This window comes from Legionella quinlivanii (assembly GCF_900461555.1).
Taxonomy (GTDB): Bacteria; Pseudomonadota; Gammaproteobacteria; order Legionellales; family Legionellaceae; genus Legionella_C; species Legionella_C quinlivanii.
In genome coordinates this window covers 1,662,568-1,682,674 of sequence record NZ_UGOX01000001.1, presented here as the reverse complement: position 1 = coordinate 1,682,674, position 20,107 = coordinate 1,662,568, and the positions used below count along the sequence as shown (strand labels likewise).

Here is a 20,107-nt window from a genome sequence, read left to right as displayed (position 1 = left end):
ATTTACTCCATATTTTCTTCATATCCTAACAAATGCAGGGCGTGCGCCTGGTATCCCTTTTGCCGCGCATAATAAACAAGGGCTTCTTCGCTTCCATGTGTAACCCATAGCAATTCGGGATTTATTTCTTCTATGGTTTGAGTCAGTTCATTCCAGTCGGCATGATCAGAAATGACCAAAGGCAGATCAATACCTTTCTGTTTAGCACGAGCTCGAATTCGCATCCAGCCTGAGGCATAACCTAAGCGAATATCTCCGAAGCGCCTGTTCCAGCGATCCTGTAATGCACTCGGCGGACAAATAACCAATTTCCCGGCTGCAGTTTGTGGACTGAGTTGACTGGCAGATCTTAAATCACCAAGATCTATGCCTTTTTGCTGGTAAAATTCACAAAATGTTGATAAAGCGCCATGAATATAAACTGGTTCATCAAAGCCTGAAATCCTCAAACTTTTTATTAAGCGCTGCGCTTTTCCCAAAGCATAGGCGGCAATGATATGACAGGTGCCAGGATGTTTTTTCATCGATACCAATAAGCGGTTTAACTCTGATTCAATAGGCGGATGCTTAAAAACAGGTAATCCAAAGGTCGCCTCTGTAACCAGCAGATTTGCGGGTTCTGTTTCAAAAGCGGCACAAGTAGGGTCAATGGAACGTTTATAGTCACCAGAAATAATCAGGCGATATCCTTTAAATACGATAACAATCTGAGCGCTCCCCAAAATATGACCCGCAGGCAGAAAATAAACAGTTACATCTTTAACCTTAATCCTTGAATGGTAAGCAAGCCCTTGAAAACGGGTTTTGCAATCTTCACCATAACGGATTTGCATGAGCTCAATCGTTTCAGAAGTAGCCAGAACCTCCTGATGGTCCATACGGGCATGATCGGAATGCGCATGAGTGATTATAGCTTTTTTAACTGAAGCAAGCGGGTCAATATAAAAAGCGCCAGGAATGCAATAAAGTCCCTCAGGTTTTAAGCTAATCACTGTAGAGGCATCAATCCCCATGAAAACTCCTTTTTTCCGGATTACATTTAAAGTATGGATTAGATGAAAACCATCATGGGATATTAGATACAGATATTCAGAGTATCTCTCCCTAAGATAACCTTAAGCTAAATGTTCTAAAATTATTGTAAGTGGTAATCAGTTATACGAGTTTTAACATGTCGAACAAATCCCCTTTACCTGATTTTGGATTCACCAGCGTCAAAGGAATGGAACAAGCTTATATTATTCCCATGATTAATTTAATCCTGCAGGAGGGAGATATTGAGCTTAGTGCCAATGATAATGGGATATGTAATGGCTTGGCGGCGGTCTATGTCCAATATGCTCTCGAAGGAAAATCCAGCCAATTTGCAAGAATTTTAGATGCGATCAATCGTAAGGGCGAGTTATTAGCTCAAAAGAAAGATCCTGAATCTATCAAAAATCAGACTGTTAGCGACAGTGAGATAAACCAATTTATTCGGGAAGTGTTGAACGCCTATCTGCCCCAGGAATTTAATAAAAAACTAAGCCAGGAAGATGCGGTACTCAATCTTAAAGTTCCCGTTGCCCAACCTGCACCTGGTCCTGACGGGGATACCACGACGGTCAATGTGCCGATGAAGCTGCAACGAGTCTATAATATTGGGCTGGTGGCTGAGCGCGGTGACTGGAGACACATCTTCAACAAAATGAGAGTTCCTGACACTGCCTGGACGGTTAGAACCCCAACCCATGCAATTGCCGTATCCGTTAATAAAGATGGAAATTTCGAAGTCTATGATCCGAATAATAACAAGTTTCGTGTGTTTACAGATGGAGAGAAAGTAAACGCTGCAGGCAAGTTAGCTAATTTTTTATCCAGGGAAGCGTTTGCAACAGAACAAGGCCCTCTGGAAACAATTCCCCTGACCATTAATGTGATGGCGCATCCTTCCTCAACCATCAATCACAGCTTCCCTGATAAAGAAAACTTTATTATCAAGAATATTATTAAAAATAATCCTGAACGAGCTAATGCCTCTGCCGACGTTGGCGATAATGTTCATTTTAATCAACTGACGATGGCAGCTATTCAGGACGATAAGGACTTAATAGAGGCCTGGTTTAGAAATGGAGCAAGCGATTCACGTATGGCGTTGAAAATGGCTGCTCGCGACAATAAACTGGAAGCAATGACTATATTGCTAGACGAGCAATATCGAAGTTTTTTAAATGATGCCGATGGAGATCCCAGTGTTGCTTATCTGGCTGCCAGTAAAATCGCACTGCAAGCAGGCCGGCTACAGGCTTTTGAAAAATTCCTTGAAGATGGTTTTGTACGCCAAACACTTGATAAACATGTACAGAATGAGCAACATGGAAAAGTGTATCAGCTTTTTCTACTAAAAGGCGCGGCCGCGTCTCGTAACCCTGAGTGTGTCAAGGCGGTAATTAATTACTTAAATGAATCAGTACCAAACCTTAATCTGGCTGCATTAATCAAGTCAGAAGATGTACTGGATATAGCAAGAAATGCGGGTGATCAGCGATGCCTCAATATACTGAAGACTTTAGCTGAAAAACCACAAATGGCTCATGACTCAGATGAAGAAGCCGATTATCCTCAAAATGAAGAAGAAACGAAAGAATATGTTAGTCGTTTGCCTAGCTTTACAGAGCTTTTGAGCAGACTATGGAATTGGATAAAAAGCGGATTCAGTTCGCCCAAATCAGCGCAGAGTAAAATTTCGGAGCAGGATGAAGCCATAAAACCCTTAATTGCTACCTCACAGTATTATAAGAGTCGAGCCCGAGATATACGGGACGAAAATAGTAATAATCAGACAGAACGTACGAATGATGAAGACTTGTCTTCTCAAGACAGTTACAGCTTGAGTTGAGTAATATGTAATGTCACTTACTTAAGGATTTAACCCTCACTCCCTACGTCCCGCAGCTTGTATGAGGGCTCCTCCTCACGCCCACGTGCCACGGCTTGTCCCGGGCATCCTCACAACTATCCTTTGAGTAGTCTGGATCACCCGTACAAGTCGGGTGATGTAGGCGGTTGGAAGACGTAGAGGTAGAGAATATTCCCTCCCCAAGTTGCACGACTTAAGTAAGTACCATTGGACCAAGGGCCGCACCAGTCGTATTTCTTTTTATAATTTAAAACAGCATTTAAAGTTTTCAGTGGTAATTCTCGCGACCTCTTCATAATCCATCTGTCTTAAGTCGGCAACCGCCTGAGCCACATATTTAACCAACGCGGGATGATTTTGCTTGCCTCTGAAGGGAACAGGCGCAAGATACGGGGAATCAGTTTCAATCAACAAACGATCCAGCGGCACTTTTTTAGCAACATCGTGCAAAACAGCTGCATTCTTAAAGCTGACAATTCCAGACATTGAAATATAGAAGTTCATATCCAGAGCTTGTTTGGCAATGTCCCAGGTTTCTGAAAAACAATGCATTACCCCGCCAATTGCGTCCGCATTTTCTTCTTTCATCACCCGAAGTGTGTCTTCGGCTGCCTGACGGGTATGAATAATCAAAGGTTTATTTGACTGAATCGCTGCCCGAATATGCTCGCGAAACCGGGAGCGTTGTAATTCAGGCCCATCTGCAGTCTCGTTCCGATAATAGTCAAGTCCGGTTTCCCCAATGGCAATACAGGCGGGGTGGCTTGCCATTTGTATCAGCAATGCCGCATCAGGCTCCTTTTCAATCAGGCTATTTGGGTGAAGGCCAACGGAAATGCTAACCTGATTATATCGCTTGGCGATCGTGCACAAAGTATCATAATCAGACAAATCGACGCAGACACAGAGAAAGTGCTGGACATCATTGTCCTTTGCTTGTCGAATGACGTTATCCAGATTATTGTCAAATTCGGTTAAATCGATAAAGTTTAAATGGCAGTGGGAGTCAATCAGCATCACATTACATCGTATCAGTCATTTGAGATGATTTTAGCATGCCAGCAAGGTGAGTTTCTATTTTATTCGCAAAATTACGGGCGTCAGGATCAATAAATTGAAGCCCCAGACCAGGCGGTTTGCTGCCCTGTGAACCTCGGGGAGTGATCCAGACGACCCGGGCGGTTACGCGATAAGTTTGTGCGTCATTAGGCAAGTTAACCAATAACACGACTTTGGTGTCTATAGCATAAGACTGTAAGGTTCTTACAAACAGGCCGCCATTTTTTAAAAAAGGCATGTAAGCCATATACAATGCACTTTCGGAAGGATAAGCACAGTTAATTACTGGAACTTCCTCGCTCATTTTTGCATCCCTGTTTTGTCACAATTAATAGATTTTCCAACGCCAGCAGCGGGTTCACATTCATATTATGGTTCAAATTCCTGGTAATAGCATTTATTTTATCCAAAACCATGAACAATGAAAACAAGTGAAAGCCTGAGGCGAGTTGACCAAGAGCTTGAGAGTTAACATGGTCCGGGAAGTGTTTCAGCAGTTTGGCTTCGATCATTTCTGAACATATTAAATACAGGATCCAGGTTAATTCAACTAAAGGATAAACCGCCCATTTAGCGGCAAGCTCACAGGCTGAGTATTGGTCATTAGTTAACTTCAGCAAACCATCAATAATTTCCGGCAAATCGGCGGCAAGTTTTCCGCGTTCGCTCTCCGGATTATAACAAGAAGCCAGGCTTAAATGGCCTTCAGATGCAAGCCTGTCTGTAAATCGCCATAATTGGCATCGGCTGATGATGGTCGGAAGCAGCGTACCAATCTGCTCGGCCAATAAGATGAAATAGACATTGGCAGGCGGCTCTTCGAGGATTTTTAATAAAGCATTGGCTGCAAATGAATTCATTTTCTCTGCAGCATAGACTATGACTACACGCGCATACCCTAATTGGGGGCTGGTATAAATACTGGACTGTAAGTCCCGGATTTGCTCGATCTTAATCCCTGCCCCCGCTTTTTCAGGGATAATCAGCTGAAGATCGGGATGCTCATTACTGGTTGCCAGAGCACAGGATTGGCAATGCTCAATATCTGAATGCAGAGAGGGACATAAAATACTTCGAGCTATTTGCAGTGAAAACTGCTCCAGTGACAAATGCGCGGCTCCTACCAGCATCATAGAATGACTGAGCTTGCCTTTTCGTGCCATCTCAACAAAATGTTGCCAGTGTTGGTAATGAGCGCGTATTAAATGCGCCGGTTCAGACAAATTCACCGTAGCTCCCAAACTATCAATTAAAAAATGCTTCCAGACTGGAAATAACCTGCTCCTGAACTTGATTCAGGGACAGTTCTGCATTGATAATAACCACCTTCTCCATCGTGCTGATTTTATGATGATAAGCTTGATAAACCCGGTTAAAAAAGTCCATAGATTCACGCTCTATACGATCAGCCTCTCCCCTTCCCCTGGTTCGAGCCAGCCCATTCTCGGGGGAAATATCAAGATAAAAAGTCAAATCAGCCTGAACATTATCAAGGCAAAAAGAGGACAGCTGATTAAGAAAGTCCATATTGAGTCCACGCCCCCCGCCCTGATAAGCAAAACTGGATAACTCAAATCGATCGGCAACCACCCAGCCGCCCTTTTTCAGGGCTGGATGTATAAGTTCTTCCAGCAATTGAACTCTGGCTGCATACATTAGTAATAATTCGCTTCGCGCCGCAAGAGTTTCACCAGGATAATTTTCCTTTATGATTTCGCGGATTTTTTCGCCAATACGTGTTCCGCCTGGTTCGCGGGTAAGAATGACTGAATCAATTCTTTTTGTCAGAAACTCTTTAATGGTATGAATGACAGTTGATTTACCTGCGCCCTCCATCCCTTCAACGACAATAAATTTGCCTTTTGACGTCATTCATGCCCCTTAATGAGATAGCGAAAGATAGCGCGGCGTTGTTCATCATAATTCGTGGAAAAGTAATGCGAGCCATCACCCTTCGCCACATAATATAAATAATTGGTTTTCTCGGGTTGAGCCGCAGCGAAAATAGCATTTTTTCCTACCATTGCAATGGGTGTTGGCGGCAAGCCTTTATTACGATAGGTGTTATACGCAGAGTTTATTGCAAGATCAGCATGGGTTAATTTTCCTTTAAAATCAGGCCCCATTGCATAAATAACGGTAGGATCCATCTGCAGCGGCATATGTTTCTTTAAACGGTTGACAATAACTCCTGATATGATCCCGCGCTCTTCTGCAATAGAGGCTTCCTTCTCCAAAATCGAGGCTACAATAAGCAGATCGTAAGGGTCCTTGTATGGAAGATCAGTAGCCCGCTGCTGCCATGCCTCATTAAGTACCTTAAGGAGATTTTTATTTGCCAGTTGAATTATTTTTTTTGCATCGCTCCCGGCATTGTAACGATAGGTATCTGCCAGCAGTAAGCCTTCCGCTGTTTCATGATTACCAATAATTAGCTTAAAATCATCCGGGTTAAAGTACAGATAAGGAGTTTGTGTAAACTGCTTTTCAACCTGAGCAAGTGTTGTTCCTTCGATAATTGCCAAAGATTCAATCAATACCTTACCTTGAATTATCTTCTCAAGGAAATCAAGCGCTGAATCGCCGGGTTCGATTTCATAGACTCCTGCCTTAAACTGAGCGGCAATCTTTTTCCATTTAATATAATTCAGCAGGATTTGCTCGGATTCAATAAAACCTTGTGTCTTTAGTTGATGCACAATGGCACTGGCAGTGGAGTTAGGTTTGATTTCAATAATGAAGGGTTTGCCATTATCAATCATGGCGGAATGTAAATCGTTGTGAATAAAATAGGCTTTATAGCCGAGAAAAATCAAACTACATACCAAAAACAGAACGGCGAATAGTTTGATTACCCGGCCAAACATTTATACACGCTTGAATAGTAAGGAACCATTAGTCCCGCCGAACCCAAGAGAATTGCTTAACACGTAATCAACTTTTCTCTTTTGCGGCACATGTGGAACATAATTCAAATCGCAACCCTCATCCGGGTTATCCAGGTTAATAGTGGGCGGTACGATTTGATCCTTAATTGCGAGCACGCTAAATATCGCTTCAACTGCTCCAGCTGCTCCCAACAGATGACCAGTCATCGATTTTGTAGAGCTAATAGCCAGATCATAGGCATGAGTACCAAATACTCGTTTAACAGCCTTGGTTTCATTCATATCATTGAGATAGGTCGATGTTCCATGTGCATTGATGTAATCAACAAGTTCAGGCTCAATCCCTGCATCATGAATAGCCGCTTCCATTGCTCGAGAAGCTCCATCCGCATCTTCATCAGGTGCTGTAATATGATAGGCATCGCCAGACATGCCAAAGCCAGCAAGTTCGGCATAAATTTTTGCACCGCGAGCTTTAGCGTGTTCGTATTCTTCGAGAATGAGAATGCCTGCGCCTTCACCCATAACAAAACCGTCACGGTCCTTATCCCAGGGGCGCGAGGCTTTTTCTGGCTCTTCATTTCTTTTTGATAAGGAGCGAACAGCAGAAAAACCAGCCAGGCAAAGCGGTGTCGTAGTCATTTCAGCACCACCACAGATCATTACATCTGCATCGCCATAAGCAATCATTCGCCCTGCCAGACCAATATTATGCGTTCCAGTAGTACAGGCTGTTACGACTGAAATATTAGGGCCTTTAAGGCTATGGCGAATTGAAATCTGTCCGGCAACCATGTTAATGATGCCTGCGGGAATAAAGAAAGGAGATACTTTTCTTGGCCCACCGGTTACCAGCTTATCCTGATTATTAGTGATTGTCTCAATGCCACCAATTCCTGCACCTACAGCCACACCGGTGCGAAGGCTTAGTCTCTCATCAATCACTAATCCAGAATCAGCCAGAGCCTCATCAGCAGCCGCAATTCCGTATTGGGTAAATACATCCATTTTGCGGGCATCTTTCAGCGGCACGTAATCCTCAATGTTAAAATTTTTAACCTTGGCCCAGATTTTGGTGGTGTATTCAGCAGTATCAAAACCTTCAACCATTCCAACACCGCTTTTGCCAGCCAATATATTTTGCCAGGTTTCCTCGACATTAAGTCCAACAGGGGTAACCATCCCCATCCCAGTGACTACAACACGCCGCTTACTCAATGAATACTCCTCAATTATCAGGCTTCTTCTTTATTCAGGTTTGATTCAATATAATCAATGGCTTCCTGAATAGTAGTAATTTTCTCTGCTTTCTCATCAGGAATTTCAGTCTCAAATTCCTCTTCCAAAGCCATAACGAGTTCAACAGTGTCTAATGAATCAGCACCCAGATCATCAACGAAAGAAGCATTGTTTTTCAACTCTTCTTCTTTAACGCCTAATTGTTCGACAACAATTTTACGAACCCGCTCTTCAACTGTACTCATAACTAGTGTTTCCTCTTTGTTAAAAAAATTGATGAAGGTAGTTTATTCAATTCTTGCAAGAACGCAAGAAATTAATCCATGTACATTCCACCATTCACGTGAATAGTCTCTCCAGTGATATATTTGGCGCAGTCAGAGGCCAGAAAAGCCACTGTTTGTGCAATATCATCAACAGAACCCAGACGTTTCATGGGTATTCTTTTCAGCATTTCATCTTTAACCATATCAGGCAGAATGCTGGTCATATCGGTATCAATAAAACCAGGGGCTACCACATTCACTGTAATACCCCGGCTTGCCATCTCCTGTGCAAGTGATTTACTGAATCCAACAATCCCTGCTTTGGCAGCAGTGTAATTAGTCTGTCCTGAGTTGCCGCTAGCTCCTACCACTGAGCCTATGGTGATAATGCGGCCCCAACGCGCCCGAAACATCGGCTTGATACAAGCCTTGCTCATGCGAAATACAGCAGTTAGATTCGTTTCGATAACTTTAAGCCACTCCTCGTCGTCCATGCGAAGCAACAGATTATCGCAAGTGATCCCGGCATTGTTCACCAGAATTCCAGGCAGTTTTTCCTGATCGGAAAGCTGGGACATTAAATGTTCAATGGCGTCCTTATTGGTAACGTCCAAAGAGACACCCTCGCCAGAAAGGCCTTCCTGTTTGAAGTAGTCGGAAATAGTCTGGCTGCCGCTTTCCGTCGTTGCGGTACCAATAACATAAGCCCCTTGCCTGGCTAATGTTTTGGAAATGGCCATGCCAATACCGCGTGTTGCACCGGTAACCAATGCAATTTTACCCTGAAGATTTATCATACCAAGCTCCGAATTAATAACTTTCGCTCATTTCCCATTGCGACAAAACCGCTTCCATCGAATCATTGTCATGAACACAAGCGGCAGATAATGAACGATCAATTCGCTTGACCAGGCCAGACAATACTCTTCCTGGTCCGCATTCGATGATATGCTCCACTCCATTGGCTTTAAATAGTTGTATAGTCTCTACCCAGCGAACAGGACGGTATAGCTGCTCTTTCAGGAGCGTTCTCATTTGCTGGATAGATTGATAAACAGCAAGATTCACATTACTGACGACAGCAAAATCCGGCAGCCTGAAATCAGCAGCATTCAAATCACTCTCAAACGCGCTTGCGGCGTCTTTTAATAAATCGCAATGACAGGGAACACTAACGGGAATAAGCTTTGCAAGCTTGGCACCGGCTTCTTCCGCATTTCTGATGGCTTTTTCAACTGCAGCGCTATGACCCGCAATAACCACCTGGCCTATCGCATTATAATTGGCAGGACTCACTTTAAACTGTGAGTCACTTGATTGCTCACATAGCCCCACAACCTGCTCGTCAGTTAAGCCTACAATTGCAGCCATAGCGCCAAAACCCATTGGTACTGTTTGTTGCATTAACTGACCGCGCTTCTCAACCAGTTTGGCTGCTGTTTGTAGACTTAGCGCATTAGCGCAAACCAAAGCGGCATATTCACCGAGACTATGCCCTGCCATAAATCTTGGGCGTGGTAAATCCTGCAGTTTCAATGCTCTGAAAACAGCAACATCCGCTGTCAGCATTGCGACCTGCGTATATTCAGTTTGATTAAGACGAGCTTCTGGACCATTTTGAACCAAATGCCATAGATCATAACCTAATGCGTCAGATACCTGATTAAATGTTTTATGAATAACAGGATAGGCTTCAGAAAGCTCAGCCAGCATACCTACTGATTGAGATCCCTGTCCGGGGAATACAAATGCCAGATTTGCCATAAATAAATCTCCAGAATGGATTAGTAACGAATGACCAGGGCACCCCAGGTCATTCCGGCACCAAAGGATTCAAGAAGTAATAACTCATCACGTTTAATGGAGCCATTTTTGATTGCAAAATCAAGAGCCAAGGGAATAGAGGCCGCAGAAGTGTTACCTTGATTCTCAATAGTAACAATGACCTGTGACATCGGTAAGTCCAGTTTTCGGGCGATTCCCTTAATAATCCGAATATTGGCCTGATGTGGAACTAACCAGTTTATGTCTGATTTTTTCAGCTGGCTGGCCTCAAGAATTTCATCAACAATATCACCCATGATGTTAACTGCAATTTTAAACACCTCGTTTCCGCGCATGCCAATATAGGAGCGCTGGCCTTGGGTCGTAAAATTTTCATAAGTGAGTAACGCATCCGCATCAAAAGAGGAATGCAGTTTACTGGCAATAATTCCCTCTCTTTCGGAGTCTGCAGACAAAACAACAGCTCCTGCGCCATCGCCAAAAAGAATGCTGGTAGAACGGTCCTCCCAATTGACCGCATGAGACATACGCTCACTACCTATCACAAGAATATGCTTTGCAGCTCCGGAGCGGATAAAGTTCCATGCGTTGTCCATGGCATACACAAAACCACTGCAGGCAGCACTGATATCAAATGCCGGAATTGGCTTTTTTATATTCAGCGCTTTTTGAACATGACAGGCCATGCTCGGAAAAAAATGATCAGGGGTACAGGTTGCGACGATAATGACGTCGATATCGTCTGCTTCAATAGTAGAAGACTCCAGAGCTTTCCTGGCAGCTTCTGATGCCATAAAAAATACAGTTTCCACATCATTGGCAATATGTCTGCTGCTTATACCGGTTCTTGAATGAATCCACTCGTGAGTGGTATCCAGTTTGGACTCAAGTTCCACATTGCTTAACTGATGCTTTGGTAAGTAACTGCCTGTACCATTAATTACAGCATTTTTCATAACAATAAGCCTTGATTGATAAAATCGGTTATTTGCTCACGCACAAGGTCCACTACATTGTTCTTAACTTGTAAAATGGCTTCTTCAATGGCATTTTGAAAAGCCAGTTCGTTTGCACCGCCGTGACTTTTAATCACAATGCCATTTAGCCCTAACATACTGGCTCCATTATAGCGGGCTGGATCCATACGGGTTTTGAGATGATTTAGAGCAGGTTTCGCAATCAATCCCGCGAGTTTGGTTAAAAATGAGCGTGAAAAGGATTCCCTGAGAACAGACAGCATTAGCTTGGCCAATCCTTCGCTTGCTTTTAAGGCTACATTACCAACAAAACCATCGCAGACTACCAAATCTACTTCACCAGAATAAAACTGGTCCCCTTCTACATAGCCAACATAATTCATAAGTGTACATTCGGCCAGCATATGAGCGGTACGTTTTACCTGATCATTTCCCTTGATCTCTTCAACACCTATATTTAGCAATGCGATTTTGGGTTGACGTTTTTTATCAACAGCCTGGATTAGAGCCGAGCCCATTACAGCAAACTGAAAAAGATGCTCAGCACAGGAATCCACATTAGCACCCAGATCAATGACCCGGGTTTTTCCCTGCAGTGTCGGCAAGGTAGCTATTATTGCCGGACGATCAATACCGGGTAAAGTTTTCAGGACAAAACGCGCGGTAGCCATCAATGCGCCGGTATTTCCAGCACTGACACAGGCCTCTGCCTTTCCTTCTTTCACCAGATTAATCGCAACTCGCATGGATGAATCTTTTTTGTTTCGCATTGCCTGAGAAGGCAGTTCATCCATACCCACAATTTCAGAAGCATGCACTACTGTGATTTGCTCTGGATTCGCAGTATGTTTTTTTAGCAATGAGTTAACTTGTGTTTGATCGCCAACCAGAATCAGCTTAAGTTCCGGGTTTTGCTGAACAGCTCGAACACAAGCAGGAATCACCACCTTAAGGCCATGATCCCCTCCCATTGCATCAACGGCAATTGTTATGCTTTTCAAGCGAATTACTCTTCTTTCTCGTCTTCGTAGACATTATCGGTGTCAAGCACTTTGCGACCACGATAATAACCATCCGGGGTGATGTGATGTCGGCGATGCGTTTCACCTGTTGTGCTATCTACGGATAAAGTAGGTCCGGTCAAAGCATCGTGTGAACGTCGTTGATCACGGCGTGAGCGTGATTTTTTATTCTGTTGAACAGCCATTGTATTACTCCTAGGCGAATAGTCTAATGTTGGGCGAAATATTACCCATTTTTTCCCTATAATCCAAGTCTTAGTGCAACTAATATTGGAATTTAGCAAAAATTGCTGCGTATTATACTGCAATTTCCCATTATTCGGAAATTTCCGCGATTTATTTTAAATATTCATGTGTTGTTGCATTTCAGCATCACAGTCCTCGACATGCTCATGATGCATTGGACTGTAAAGGAATAGCTCATCAGTAACCAGTTGCTTCAAGTCAATCTCATCCTTCTCATACACAACTGTTTCAAATTCAGCCATCAGTTTTTCAGCAATGGTTTCAGAGGCGCATAGAGCGAGCTCTGTTGAATTGGAATAATCACAGGCAAATTCATTTAAACATCGCTGGCAGATAATTGTTAACTTTCCGCTCACAGTCATGCTTAATAAATAATAATTTCGACAAAACTCAATCTTAAACTGACAGGCCAGCTCACAAGGCGGCTGGATATGTTGAGGCAGGCGCTCAGTCAGTTCGATTAAAATCTGCTGATAGTCGTTATATTCGGGGTATTTTTTCAGATTAATTATCATAAAAACTCAATTCCAGGTTACTGCGTCAGGAGCACAGTTTTGCGCAACCGACATACAGCTTAAATCAGTTAAATCTTCACCGGATTTATGGTCAAAGGCTCGCGATCAGTATAAACGGATACGCCGAAGGGGCCAATATTTTTTCCTGTACATCGATATCTCAGGTAATCAATAAGATGCATGGTCAAAGCAGCGATGGTTCTGGTATTATGTCGTTCAAATTGAATCCAGCTGGCCCTCTTTCCTTCATTATTCTCGGTAACACCAAATAAAACCTCTTTAAGAACAGCTCCTGAAAATGAATATTGCTGAAGGACTGATTGATGAGAGGAGCGGCGTTTTCGCAGACGATCTTTAAATTCCATAACTATTTCAGAATAAAAAAAGCCATTATCTTCAAAGCGAAGATGGGCGCCTTTTAGCATTTCTTCAAGGATTTCTGCCGTCAGGCGCTTATTATGATTCAAATCAAGGCGCAATCTGGCTATCACAAGTGCAATAAAATTAATCTCCGAATGAGTGGCTGGAATAATTTCGCCGCTTTCAATCAAATGCCGGATAGAAAAACTTTCGCGATAGGTATTTTCAATTTTACAGAAAAATTTAGTCAGTCTGGCGATTTCAGGCATAATTATTCGGATATTTCTGGGGAAGATACTTTAAGTATATTTTACTTGTGAAATAACGCCATTCTCGATTGTCATGGATTGCAAGATTAACTTTATATCGTGTAGAAACTCCTTTTCTACATCGGAATTAACATTTTTGGCGGGTTTGTCAGCCTCACCCTATTACAGTAAAATACAAGAAGCCCGATTTAGCTTATCTTCAATGCGAGCAATTGCTCCTTCAGCTTTTGCATATCCCCGTTCTTGTGCGCGTTGATAGCATTCTAAGGCATTACTTAAATTCTCATTGCATCCCTTACCAAACTCATAACAGCGGCCTAAATTAAAGGCCCCTCGAGCACTGCCTAGCTTATCTGCTTCTTCATAATGTCTATAGGCCTCTTCTAAATTCTGGGCTGGATAAATTCCATTTTCAGCATACCAGCCTAGTTGGCAAATGGACTCACTATCCTTTAGCCTGGCAGCTCGAGTATAGTAATTCCATGCTTGTTTTGTGTTGCTTTTGCCATTATACCAACCCTCTTCATAAGCCATACCTAAATTATAAAGTGCTTGCGGGTTATTCTTGTCTGCAGCTAATTCAAAGCAAAGTACAGACGCTTCATCATCCTGCTCTATACCCTGTGCCCAATGATAACACACCCCTAAATTGACCAGGGCTTGTTCTTGACCGGCTAAAGCGGCTAATTGAAAATACGGCACAGCCGCTTCATAATATTTTTTTTGATAAAAATACCAGCCGCAATCATTTAATTCTTCTGCCGTTAAGCCTTCAATACTTTCTGGGCGCTCTGAAAAGAAGAACATACTTTGAGTCACTATTCTGCTTCTAAAGAAGTGAATATTGAAAACCCGCTGTAATTCGGCTGGCGTCATTCGAATAAAATCTATTTGTGCATTTGCATCTTGATCTAACAGAACAAAGTACTCAATAATTTGTTTAATTTTGTTTGCTCTTTGACTATCCGTTATCAATGCTTCCCTATACATAGCACGCAGTTCTATCAAAGCAGACTGGCCTTCCGCTTCAACAGAAGCAATCTGCTCCTGAAAACGTTCTAAATCGCAATGAGGATTTACCGTCAAAGGAAGCAGGTTCATTGCATCATAGTTAATAATTAGTATGGTTTTTAAAAACAGATAATTTAACAACTGTGATTCTGGAAAAGCTTGATTGTGCGTCATAAATACTAAATAATAAATAAATTGACGCATATTGTATCTTTATTTAGATAATTTGTGCAAATTATCTATCATCAACGAAATGTGAATAAATTCAATCTGACTGCATCTAACAGTTAAAGGCTATTTCATTGATTATGATTGTAAATCACTTGCTGAATTTGAAGCTAAAGGGAATTTAATTTTCATAATAGGGTTTTAGTGAGAAGCTACTTGGCTTAAAATAGATATATTTTAAACATTTGTAGAATTATGAAAGCAAAGGTGATTGTGGGTATGTCCGGAGGTGTTGATTCCTCGGTGGCTGCCTGGTTACTCAAAGAACAAGGCTATCAGGTCGAGGGCTTGTTCATGAAAAATTGGGAGCAGGACGACCAAGACGATTATTGTCCTGCAGCAGTAGATTTGGCAGATGCAGAAGCAGTCGCAGGCAAGCTGAATATCCCTCTGCACTGTGTTAATTTTTCAGGAGAATACTGGAATAGGGTTTTTACTCATTTTTTAAATGAATATGAAGCCGGAAGAACACCAAATCCAGATGTGCTATGTAATAAAGAAATCAAATTTAAAGCTTTTCTGGAGTATGCATTAGGCATGGGCGCTGATTTTATTGCAACCGGTCATTATGCTAAAATTAAACATGAAAGCCCATTCCCTGCATTGCTGAAAGCCAAAGATCGTGAAAAGGATCAAACTTACTTCTTACATGCAGTAGAGCCTTCTGCCCTTGCCAAAACCTTATTTCCAATAGGTGACTACCACAAGGCGGAAGTTAGAGCAATGGCCAAAGAACTGGGATTGATTACCCATGATAAAAAAGATTCCACAGGAATTTGTTTTATTGGCGAAAAGAAATTTAAACACTTTCTGAATGAGTTTATTCTGGCCAAACCTGGTCCAATAAAAACCACAGCAGGTGAAATAATTGGCCAGCATGATGGATTGATGTTTTATACGCTGGGCCAAAGGCAAGGCTTGGGCATAGGAGGACTTGCTAACTCAGGTGATGAGCCCTGGTATGTGGTTGATAAGGATCTCGAAAAGAATACTTTAGTTATTGCCCAGGGGCAGAGCCATCCAATGCTTTATTCGCAAGGATTGATGTGCAGTGAAATACACTGGCTTGCGGATTATAAAGATCAATTGCCAATCACCTGCTATGCTAAAACCCGATACAGGCAAACAGAACAAGCCTGCATCGTTTCACCGCTGAATAATAAACAGCATTGTGTGATGTTTGCAGATCCTCAGCGAGCAGTTACTCCCGGGCAATATATTGTGTTCTATGATAAAAACCAATGTCTGGGTGGTGCTATAATTGAGCAAAATATTCGATAAACTGATACATTTTTTTGGAGTTACAAATGGACGCCACAATGACTGAAACCTCTTCTGTTCATTTTACCGTCAGTGCAGCCGACAAGGTTGCCTCTTTATTGGCTGAAGAAGATAATCCTAAACTCAACCTCCGGGTTTTCATTAGCGGTGGCGGTTGCTCAGGCTACCAGTATGGCTTTACTTTTGACGATGTCATTAACGAGGACGATACCATCGTCTCCCAGCAATGCTCAGATGGCAGTTCACGAGTGAATTTACTGATTGATTCTATGAGCTATCAATATCTTTCTGATGCAGAAATCGATTATGTAAAAGGAATACAGGGCGAACAGTTTGTAATTCGTAATCCGAATGCAAAGACTACTTGCGGTTGTGGTTCTTCATTCAGTATGGATGAAGATGAGTAGTATTTTATTTTCTACTCTCTCTTAATCCCCTACCGTACCGCGACTTGTTTAAACGATGATTTGTGTATAAGAAACCGTCTTTGCGAGCATCAGCGAAGCAATCCAGCTGAAGCTTCGATCTGGATCGCTTCACTCCGTTCGCAAAGACGACAGGTTAGTTGCTTTGTTCCATTTATGCAACCACGTCGCTTAAGCGCAGACGTAGACGTACTCTAGTAAGGTCTTACAATCACCTTTGTTCCAATCTTGACGAAATTCTGATTCAGCCATTTAGCATCACCAGGTCTTACACGAATACAGCCGTGGCTGGCATTGTAATTGGGAACATCGGGAGACCCGTGTATTGCATAATATTTGCTGAAAAACATACAATAAGGCATAGGAGCTCCGCCCTTTCCCAAGGGATAACGGCTGGAACGACATCCTGCCCCGCTTTTACTCATTACCCGATAAGTTCCCGAAGGAGTTTTACAAGAGCGTCTGATATCACGGCAGTAATGACTTCCACCCGATGCTTTTCCGCTTCGTACCACCTTCCCATTACTGGATATCGCAACCCAGGTTAATTTCCTCGGATTAAAAATAAAGGTATTAGAGGCTACATTAATATGGGGTATGTTGTCTGGAATTATTGCACTGTCAGCATAGGTATTATCGAATACACAAAAAGCGAATGCAGCGAGGATGAATTTGCGGAGGTTTCTTGCTTCCATGATCTGTCCTTTAGATGATCCTAACCTAAATATAGTTCATTTATTAGGCACTTCCAGTCTTTTGGAATAAGAGCTATTTGTGTTGATAATCAAGACAGGAAATTTTTCATTATAAATCCGCAGGTTTACCTGGTGTTGAAAAGCCGACGGCAAAAGCTTGCGGCGTGCGGGTATTATTTAACTGATCCAGAAAGACCAGCTTGAAATATCCTTTATCCGCCAAGGAACTAAGGTCGGAATTTTCTGGATAATATTTTAACAAGGGGAAAAATAAGGATTGGCCAATCACGTATCGTTTATCCCTGGTTGATGGAGACAATCCCCATATATTCTGATAAGTGATTGCCTCAGATTCATTATTGGAAGCGTTCTTGTTACCCAAATAGAGCATGACGTGGCCGCCAATATAAATCAAAGTCATTAAGGGATGCCCCTTCTCTTTGAGTAATGCCAGGCGCTCATCGACATTTTTTTGTGATAAATCCACTACCGAACCCAATTGGGCCTGCTGAGCGGAATTACGAGGGAGCCATATTCCCAAAGGAGTAAACAGACTTTTTAATTCCTGTGAACAATCATTATAAAAATAGGCGCCGCCCCAGCCATAAGGTCTGTTTTGCAGTTGTTTTAACAACTGAGAAATCGTTTTTTTAGATGCGGGAACAGGCATGAGCTCCGAGGAGTTGGTACTGATTATACCAATTTTGATAACCGCCTGATTGTGATTGTTTTTTGCAGGAATCAGTACCGATGTGGACTGCTTATTACGTTCCACCAGAGGAAAAACTTCACCGATATACCCTGTAAATTGAGAGTTCCCTGTTTTATCAAGAATTTCAGTTTGTGTTTTGGTAATTGCAATCAGCTTCTTTTTAGCAGCCTTCTGCCATTGATTTACAAATTGACCGGAAGCAAGCGCAATATCATTGCTTTTTACCCAGGCAAAATACGCATCAGGAGTCAAAACAAGCGCCCAGGCTTTGTCATTTGAATAGGCAAAAACATAAAGCGGTGTACCACCCCAGATTGCCGACTCTTGTAAATTATCAAAAGGAAATCCCTGCCCTGGCAGGCTGAAATGGTAAAAATCAGGAGCTGTTTCGGGTAGTGCGCGAGCATAACTATTATTGATTGCGACAGCCCGGTTTGCTTCCGAAAACTCAAGGTTGTCCAAAGCAGCAAGATTCATATTGTGCTTTATTCTATTTAACCATTTGGCATCATGTTCTTTAAAGTTTTCACCGTAATGGCGTGCCGAAGGTTCCTTGTTTTGATTATTAAATTCATCGAGAATTTCTAATTCAGTTTGTTTTATTTTTGGAAAAAGCGAACGAACGAGGCCTTCGCTCCAGGGAGATAGACCATTAGTATCACTTGAGTAATAATGTTGATAGAATCGCTCTACCTGGGATTCCTGATAGTTACTGGTTAATATTGGCTCATCATAGTCACTGCTGTCAGCGGGAAGATAATCATTGACATTCTGTGAGTACAGATCTAGTGGAAAATCATAGATTGGAACTTCAATCGCTTGCCCGCTTCCAGGAAATAAAATAGCAATAATGTAGAATAAAACGAACGATCGCAAAGGAAATCTTGACATTCAATCATACTGGGTGGTCAAATTTGCGCCATTTTAACACATAAATTTAATCGCTAAAAGACAAGCCATCATTCCCGCAAGATGCAAGGGAATTATTCAATTACCTGTATTCTCAAAATTTAAGACTTAGGGATTTGCCGGATAATAGTTCGCAAAAGGAGAATCCATAATTATACCTCATCCTCCCAACGATTCACTCCGGATTTCTTTACTAAAAATTCTATAAAATTTTTGTGACCGGCTAGTTCTTCTTCACTCGCGCTATACACTGGAATATTATACTGAACATTACTGACGACCGCTTCGGTTTCAACAATAATTTGCTGCTCTTCTTCCAGATCGCTGCCAAATAAGCTGGTTTGCCCGCCAGTCATTGCCAGATAAACAAATGCTAAAATTTCAGCATCAAGAAGCGCACCATGGAACTGACGATGGGAATTGTCAATTTCATAGCGTTTACAAAGCGCGTCGAGACTATTTCGCTGGCCGGGATGTTTTTCTTTTGCCATCACCAGGGTATCAAGAACCATACAATATTTATCAAGCCGATGCGGATGCTTCAGATGCCCGAGTTCAGCATTGATGAAGCCCACATCGAAGGGAGCATTGTGAATGATTAACTCACTATCGCAGATGAAATTGAGAAACTCATCTGCAATTTCAGAAAATCTCGGCTTATCTTTTAGAAATTCGGTACTGATCCCATGTACCCGAAATGCTCCCTCATCCACTTCTCGATCAGGATTGATATAAACATGGTAATGCTTACCGGTTAATTTTCTATCAAGAAGCTCGACACAGCCGATTTCAATAATACGGTGCCCTGCATCATGACTAATACCCGTAGTTTCTGTATCAAGAACGATTTGGCGCATAAAATTATCTCTTGTGATTTAGTTTTGCAATAATTCTGAAATAGCGAGATTTGCAAGCTCGTCAGCCAGATCATTTTCGATATGACCGGAATGACCTTTCACCCAATGCCAGTTAATCTGATGCTTCTGGGCCAAAGCATCAAGCTGCTGCCACAGATCTGCATTTTTTACAGCTTCTTTTTTGGAATTTTTCCAGCCATTTTTTTTCCACTGAAAAAGCCATCCCGTCATACCTTGACGGACATATTGGGAATCTGTGTATAGCTCTACCTGGCAAGATCGATTCAAAAGAGCAAGTGCCTGAATGGCAGCCATCAGTTCCATTCGGTTGTTTGTAGTATGTGCTTCGCCGCCATATATTTTTTTTTCCTGGCCTTTATAGCGTAGTAAAGCCCCCCATCCACCAGGACCGGGGTTGCCTTTGCATGCTCCATCAGTAAAAATTTCAACAATCATAGTGACTT

At 42.3% G+C, this 20,107-nt stretch carries 23 protein-coding genes; 3 read left to right on the top strand and 20 right to left on the bottom strand.

Features of this window, described 5'->3' with window-relative positions:
* Positions 1-2: 2 nt before the first annotated feature.
* Entirely contained in the window at positions 3-1,013 is a 1,011-nt protein-coding gene (locus DYH61_RS07270; protein ID WP_058506463.1) for a ligase-associated DNA damage response exonuclease, read from the bottom strand.
* A 158-nt stretch (positions 1,014-1,171) separates the two neighbouring features.
* On the opposite strand from DYH61_RS07270, the gene DYH61_RS07265 reads away from it, so the two are divergent.
* Positions 1,172-2,878, top strand: coding sequence for a hypothetical protein (locus DYH61_RS07265; protein ID WP_058506464.1), 1,707 nt, complete (start codon positions 1,172-1,174; stop codon positions 2,876-2,878).
* A gap of 261 nt (positions 2,879-3,139) precedes the next feature.
* Here DYH61_RS07265 and DYH61_RS07260 read toward each other — a convergent pair whose 3' ends face one another.
* The 15 genes from DYH61_RS07260 to DYH61_RS07190 all read right to left on the bottom strand — a co-directional run bounded on the left by DYH61_RS07260 (position 3,140) and on the right by DYH61_RS07190 (position 14,740).
* Positions 3,140-3,916, bottom strand: coding sequence for a TatD family hydrolase (locus DYH61_RS07260; RefSeq protein WP_058506465.1), 777 nt, complete (start codon positions 3,914-3,916; stop codon positions 3,140-3,142).
* 4 nt (positions 3,917-3,920) lie between these two features.
* Positions 3,921-4,262, bottom strand: coding sequence for a PilZ domain-containing protein (locus DYH61_RS07255; protein ID WP_058506466.1), 342 nt, complete (start codon positions 4,260-4,262; stop codon positions 3,921-3,923).
* A complete protein-coding gene (locus DYH61_RS07250; protein WP_058506467.1) occupies positions 4,237-5,187 on the bottom strand; it encodes a hypothetical protein in 951 nt (316 codons plus the stop codon). The genes DYH61_RS07255 and DYH61_RS07250 overlap by 26 nt, the downstream gene beginning before the upstream one ends.
* Before the next feature lie 16 nt (positions 5,188-5,203).
* Complete coding sequence (gene tmk / locus DYH61_RS07245; protein ID WP_058506468.1) at positions 5,204-5,830, bottom strand: dTMP kinase; 627 nt, start codon at positions 5,828-5,830, stop codon at positions 5,204-5,206.
* Positions 5,827-6,825, bottom strand: a complete 999-nt coding sequence (gene mltG / locus DYH61_RS07240; protein WP_058506469.1) for an endolytic transglycosylase MltG — start codon at positions 6,823-6,825, stop codon at positions 5,827-5,829. The genes tmk and mltG overlap by 4 nt, the downstream gene beginning before the upstream one ends.
* Positions 6,826-8,064, bottom strand: coding sequence for a beta-ketoacyl-ACP synthase II (gene fabF, locus DYH61_RS07235; protein WP_058506470.1), 1,239 nt, complete (start codon positions 8,062-8,064; stop codon positions 6,826-6,828).
* A gap of 17 nt (positions 8,065-8,081) precedes the next feature.
* The gene (gene acpP, locus DYH61_RS07230; RefSeq protein ID WP_058506471.1) at positions 8,082-8,330 is read right to left on the bottom strand and encodes an acyl carrier protein; all 249 of its coding nucleotides are present in this window, start codon (positions 8,328-8,330) and stop codon (positions 8,082-8,084) included.
* A gap of 71 nt (positions 8,331-8,401) precedes the next feature.
* Positions 8,402-9,148, bottom strand: coding sequence for a 3-oxoacyl-ACP reductase FabG (fabG, locus tag DYH61_RS07225; RefSeq protein ID WP_058506472.1), 747 nt, complete (start codon positions 9,146-9,148; stop codon positions 8,402-8,404).
* Between the two features lie 13 nt (positions 9,149-9,161).
* Complete coding sequence (fabD, locus tag DYH61_RS07220) at positions 9,162-10,115, bottom strand: ACP S-malonyltransferase (protein ID WP_058506473.1); 954 nt, start codon at positions 10,113-10,115, stop codon at positions 9,162-9,164.
* A 20-nt stretch (positions 10,116-10,135) separates the two neighbouring features.
* Complete coding sequence (locus tag DYH61_RS07215) at positions 10,136-11,092, bottom strand: beta-ketoacyl-ACP synthase III (RefSeq protein WP_058506474.1); 957 nt, start codon at positions 11,090-11,092, stop codon at positions 10,136-10,138.
* Positions 11,089-12,114, bottom strand: a complete 1,026-nt coding sequence (gene plsX / locus DYH61_RS07210) for a phosphate acyltransferase PlsX (RefSeq protein ID WP_058506475.1) — start codon at positions 12,112-12,114, stop codon at positions 11,089-11,091. Before plsX ends, DYH61_RS07215 begins: the two co-directional genes overlap by 4 nt.
* A 5-nt stretch (positions 12,115-12,119) precedes the next feature.
* Positions 12,120-12,320: a 50S ribosomal protein L32 gene (gene rpmF, locus DYH61_RS07205; RefSeq protein ID WP_058506476.1), complete on the bottom strand. Its 201-nt coding sequence runs from the start codon at positions 12,318-12,320 to the stop codon at positions 12,120-12,122.
* A gap of 156 nt (positions 12,321-12,476) precedes the next feature.
* The gene (locus tag DYH61_RS07200; RefSeq protein WP_058506477.1) at positions 12,477-12,896 is read right to left on the bottom strand and encodes a YceD family protein; all 420 of its coding nucleotides are present in this window, start codon (positions 12,894-12,896) and stop codon (positions 12,477-12,479) included.
* A gap of 68 nt (positions 12,897-12,964) precedes the next feature.
* The gene (locus DYH61_RS07195; protein ID WP_058506478.1) at positions 12,965-13,525 is read right to left on the bottom strand and encodes a hypothetical protein; all 561 of its coding nucleotides are present in this window, start codon (positions 13,523-13,525) and stop codon (positions 12,965-12,967) included.
* 162 nt (positions 13,526-13,687) lie between these two features.
* Positions 13,688-14,740, bottom strand: a complete 1,053-nt coding sequence (locus tag DYH61_RS07190) for a tetratricopeptide repeat protein (RefSeq protein WP_058506479.1) — start codon at positions 14,738-14,740, stop codon at positions 13,688-13,690.
* A 219-nt stretch (positions 14,741-14,959) separates the two neighbouring features.
* Between DYH61_RS07190 and mnmA the strand changes: the two genes are divergently transcribed.
* Positions 14,960-16,045, top strand: a complete 1,086-nt coding sequence (gene mnmA / locus DYH61_RS07185; protein WP_058506480.1) for a tRNA 2-thiouridine(34) synthase MnmA — start codon at positions 14,960-14,962, stop codon at positions 16,043-16,045.
* A 26-nt stretch (positions 16,046-16,071) separates the two neighbouring features.
* Positions 16,072-16,452, top strand: coding sequence for an iron-sulfur cluster insertion protein ErpA (gene erpA / locus DYH61_RS07180; RefSeq protein WP_058506481.1), 381 nt, complete (start codon positions 16,072-16,074; stop codon positions 16,450-16,452).
* A gap of 212 nt (positions 16,453-16,664) precedes the next feature.
* Here erpA and DYH61_RS07175 read toward each other — a convergent pair whose 3' ends face one another.
* The 4 genes from DYH61_RS07175 to rnhA form a co-directional block, all read right to left on the bottom strand.
* Positions 16,665-17,165: a L,D-transpeptidase gene (locus DYH61_RS07175; protein ID WP_083499148.1), complete on the bottom strand. Its 501-nt coding sequence runs from the start codon at positions 17,163-17,165 to the stop codon at positions 16,665-16,667.
* Positions 17,166-17,274: 109 nt separating this feature from the next.
* Positions 17,275-18,768, bottom strand: a complete 1,494-nt coding sequence (locus DYH61_RS07170; protein WP_058506482.1) for an SH3 domain-containing protein — start codon at positions 18,766-18,768, stop codon at positions 17,275-17,277.
* A 170-nt stretch (positions 18,769-18,938) separates the two neighbouring features.
* Positions 18,939-19,643: a DNA polymerase III subunit epsilon gene (gene dnaQ / locus DYH61_RS07165; protein ID WP_058506483.1), complete on the bottom strand. Its 705-nt coding sequence runs from the start codon at positions 19,641-19,643 to the stop codon at positions 18,939-18,941.
* A gap of 18 nt (positions 19,644-19,661) precedes the next feature.
* Entirely contained in the window at positions 19,662-20,099 is a 438-nt protein-coding gene (gene rnhA, locus DYH61_RS07160) for a ribonuclease HI (RefSeq protein ID WP_058506484.1), read from the bottom strand.
* Positions 20,100-20,107: the final 8 nt, after the last annotated feature.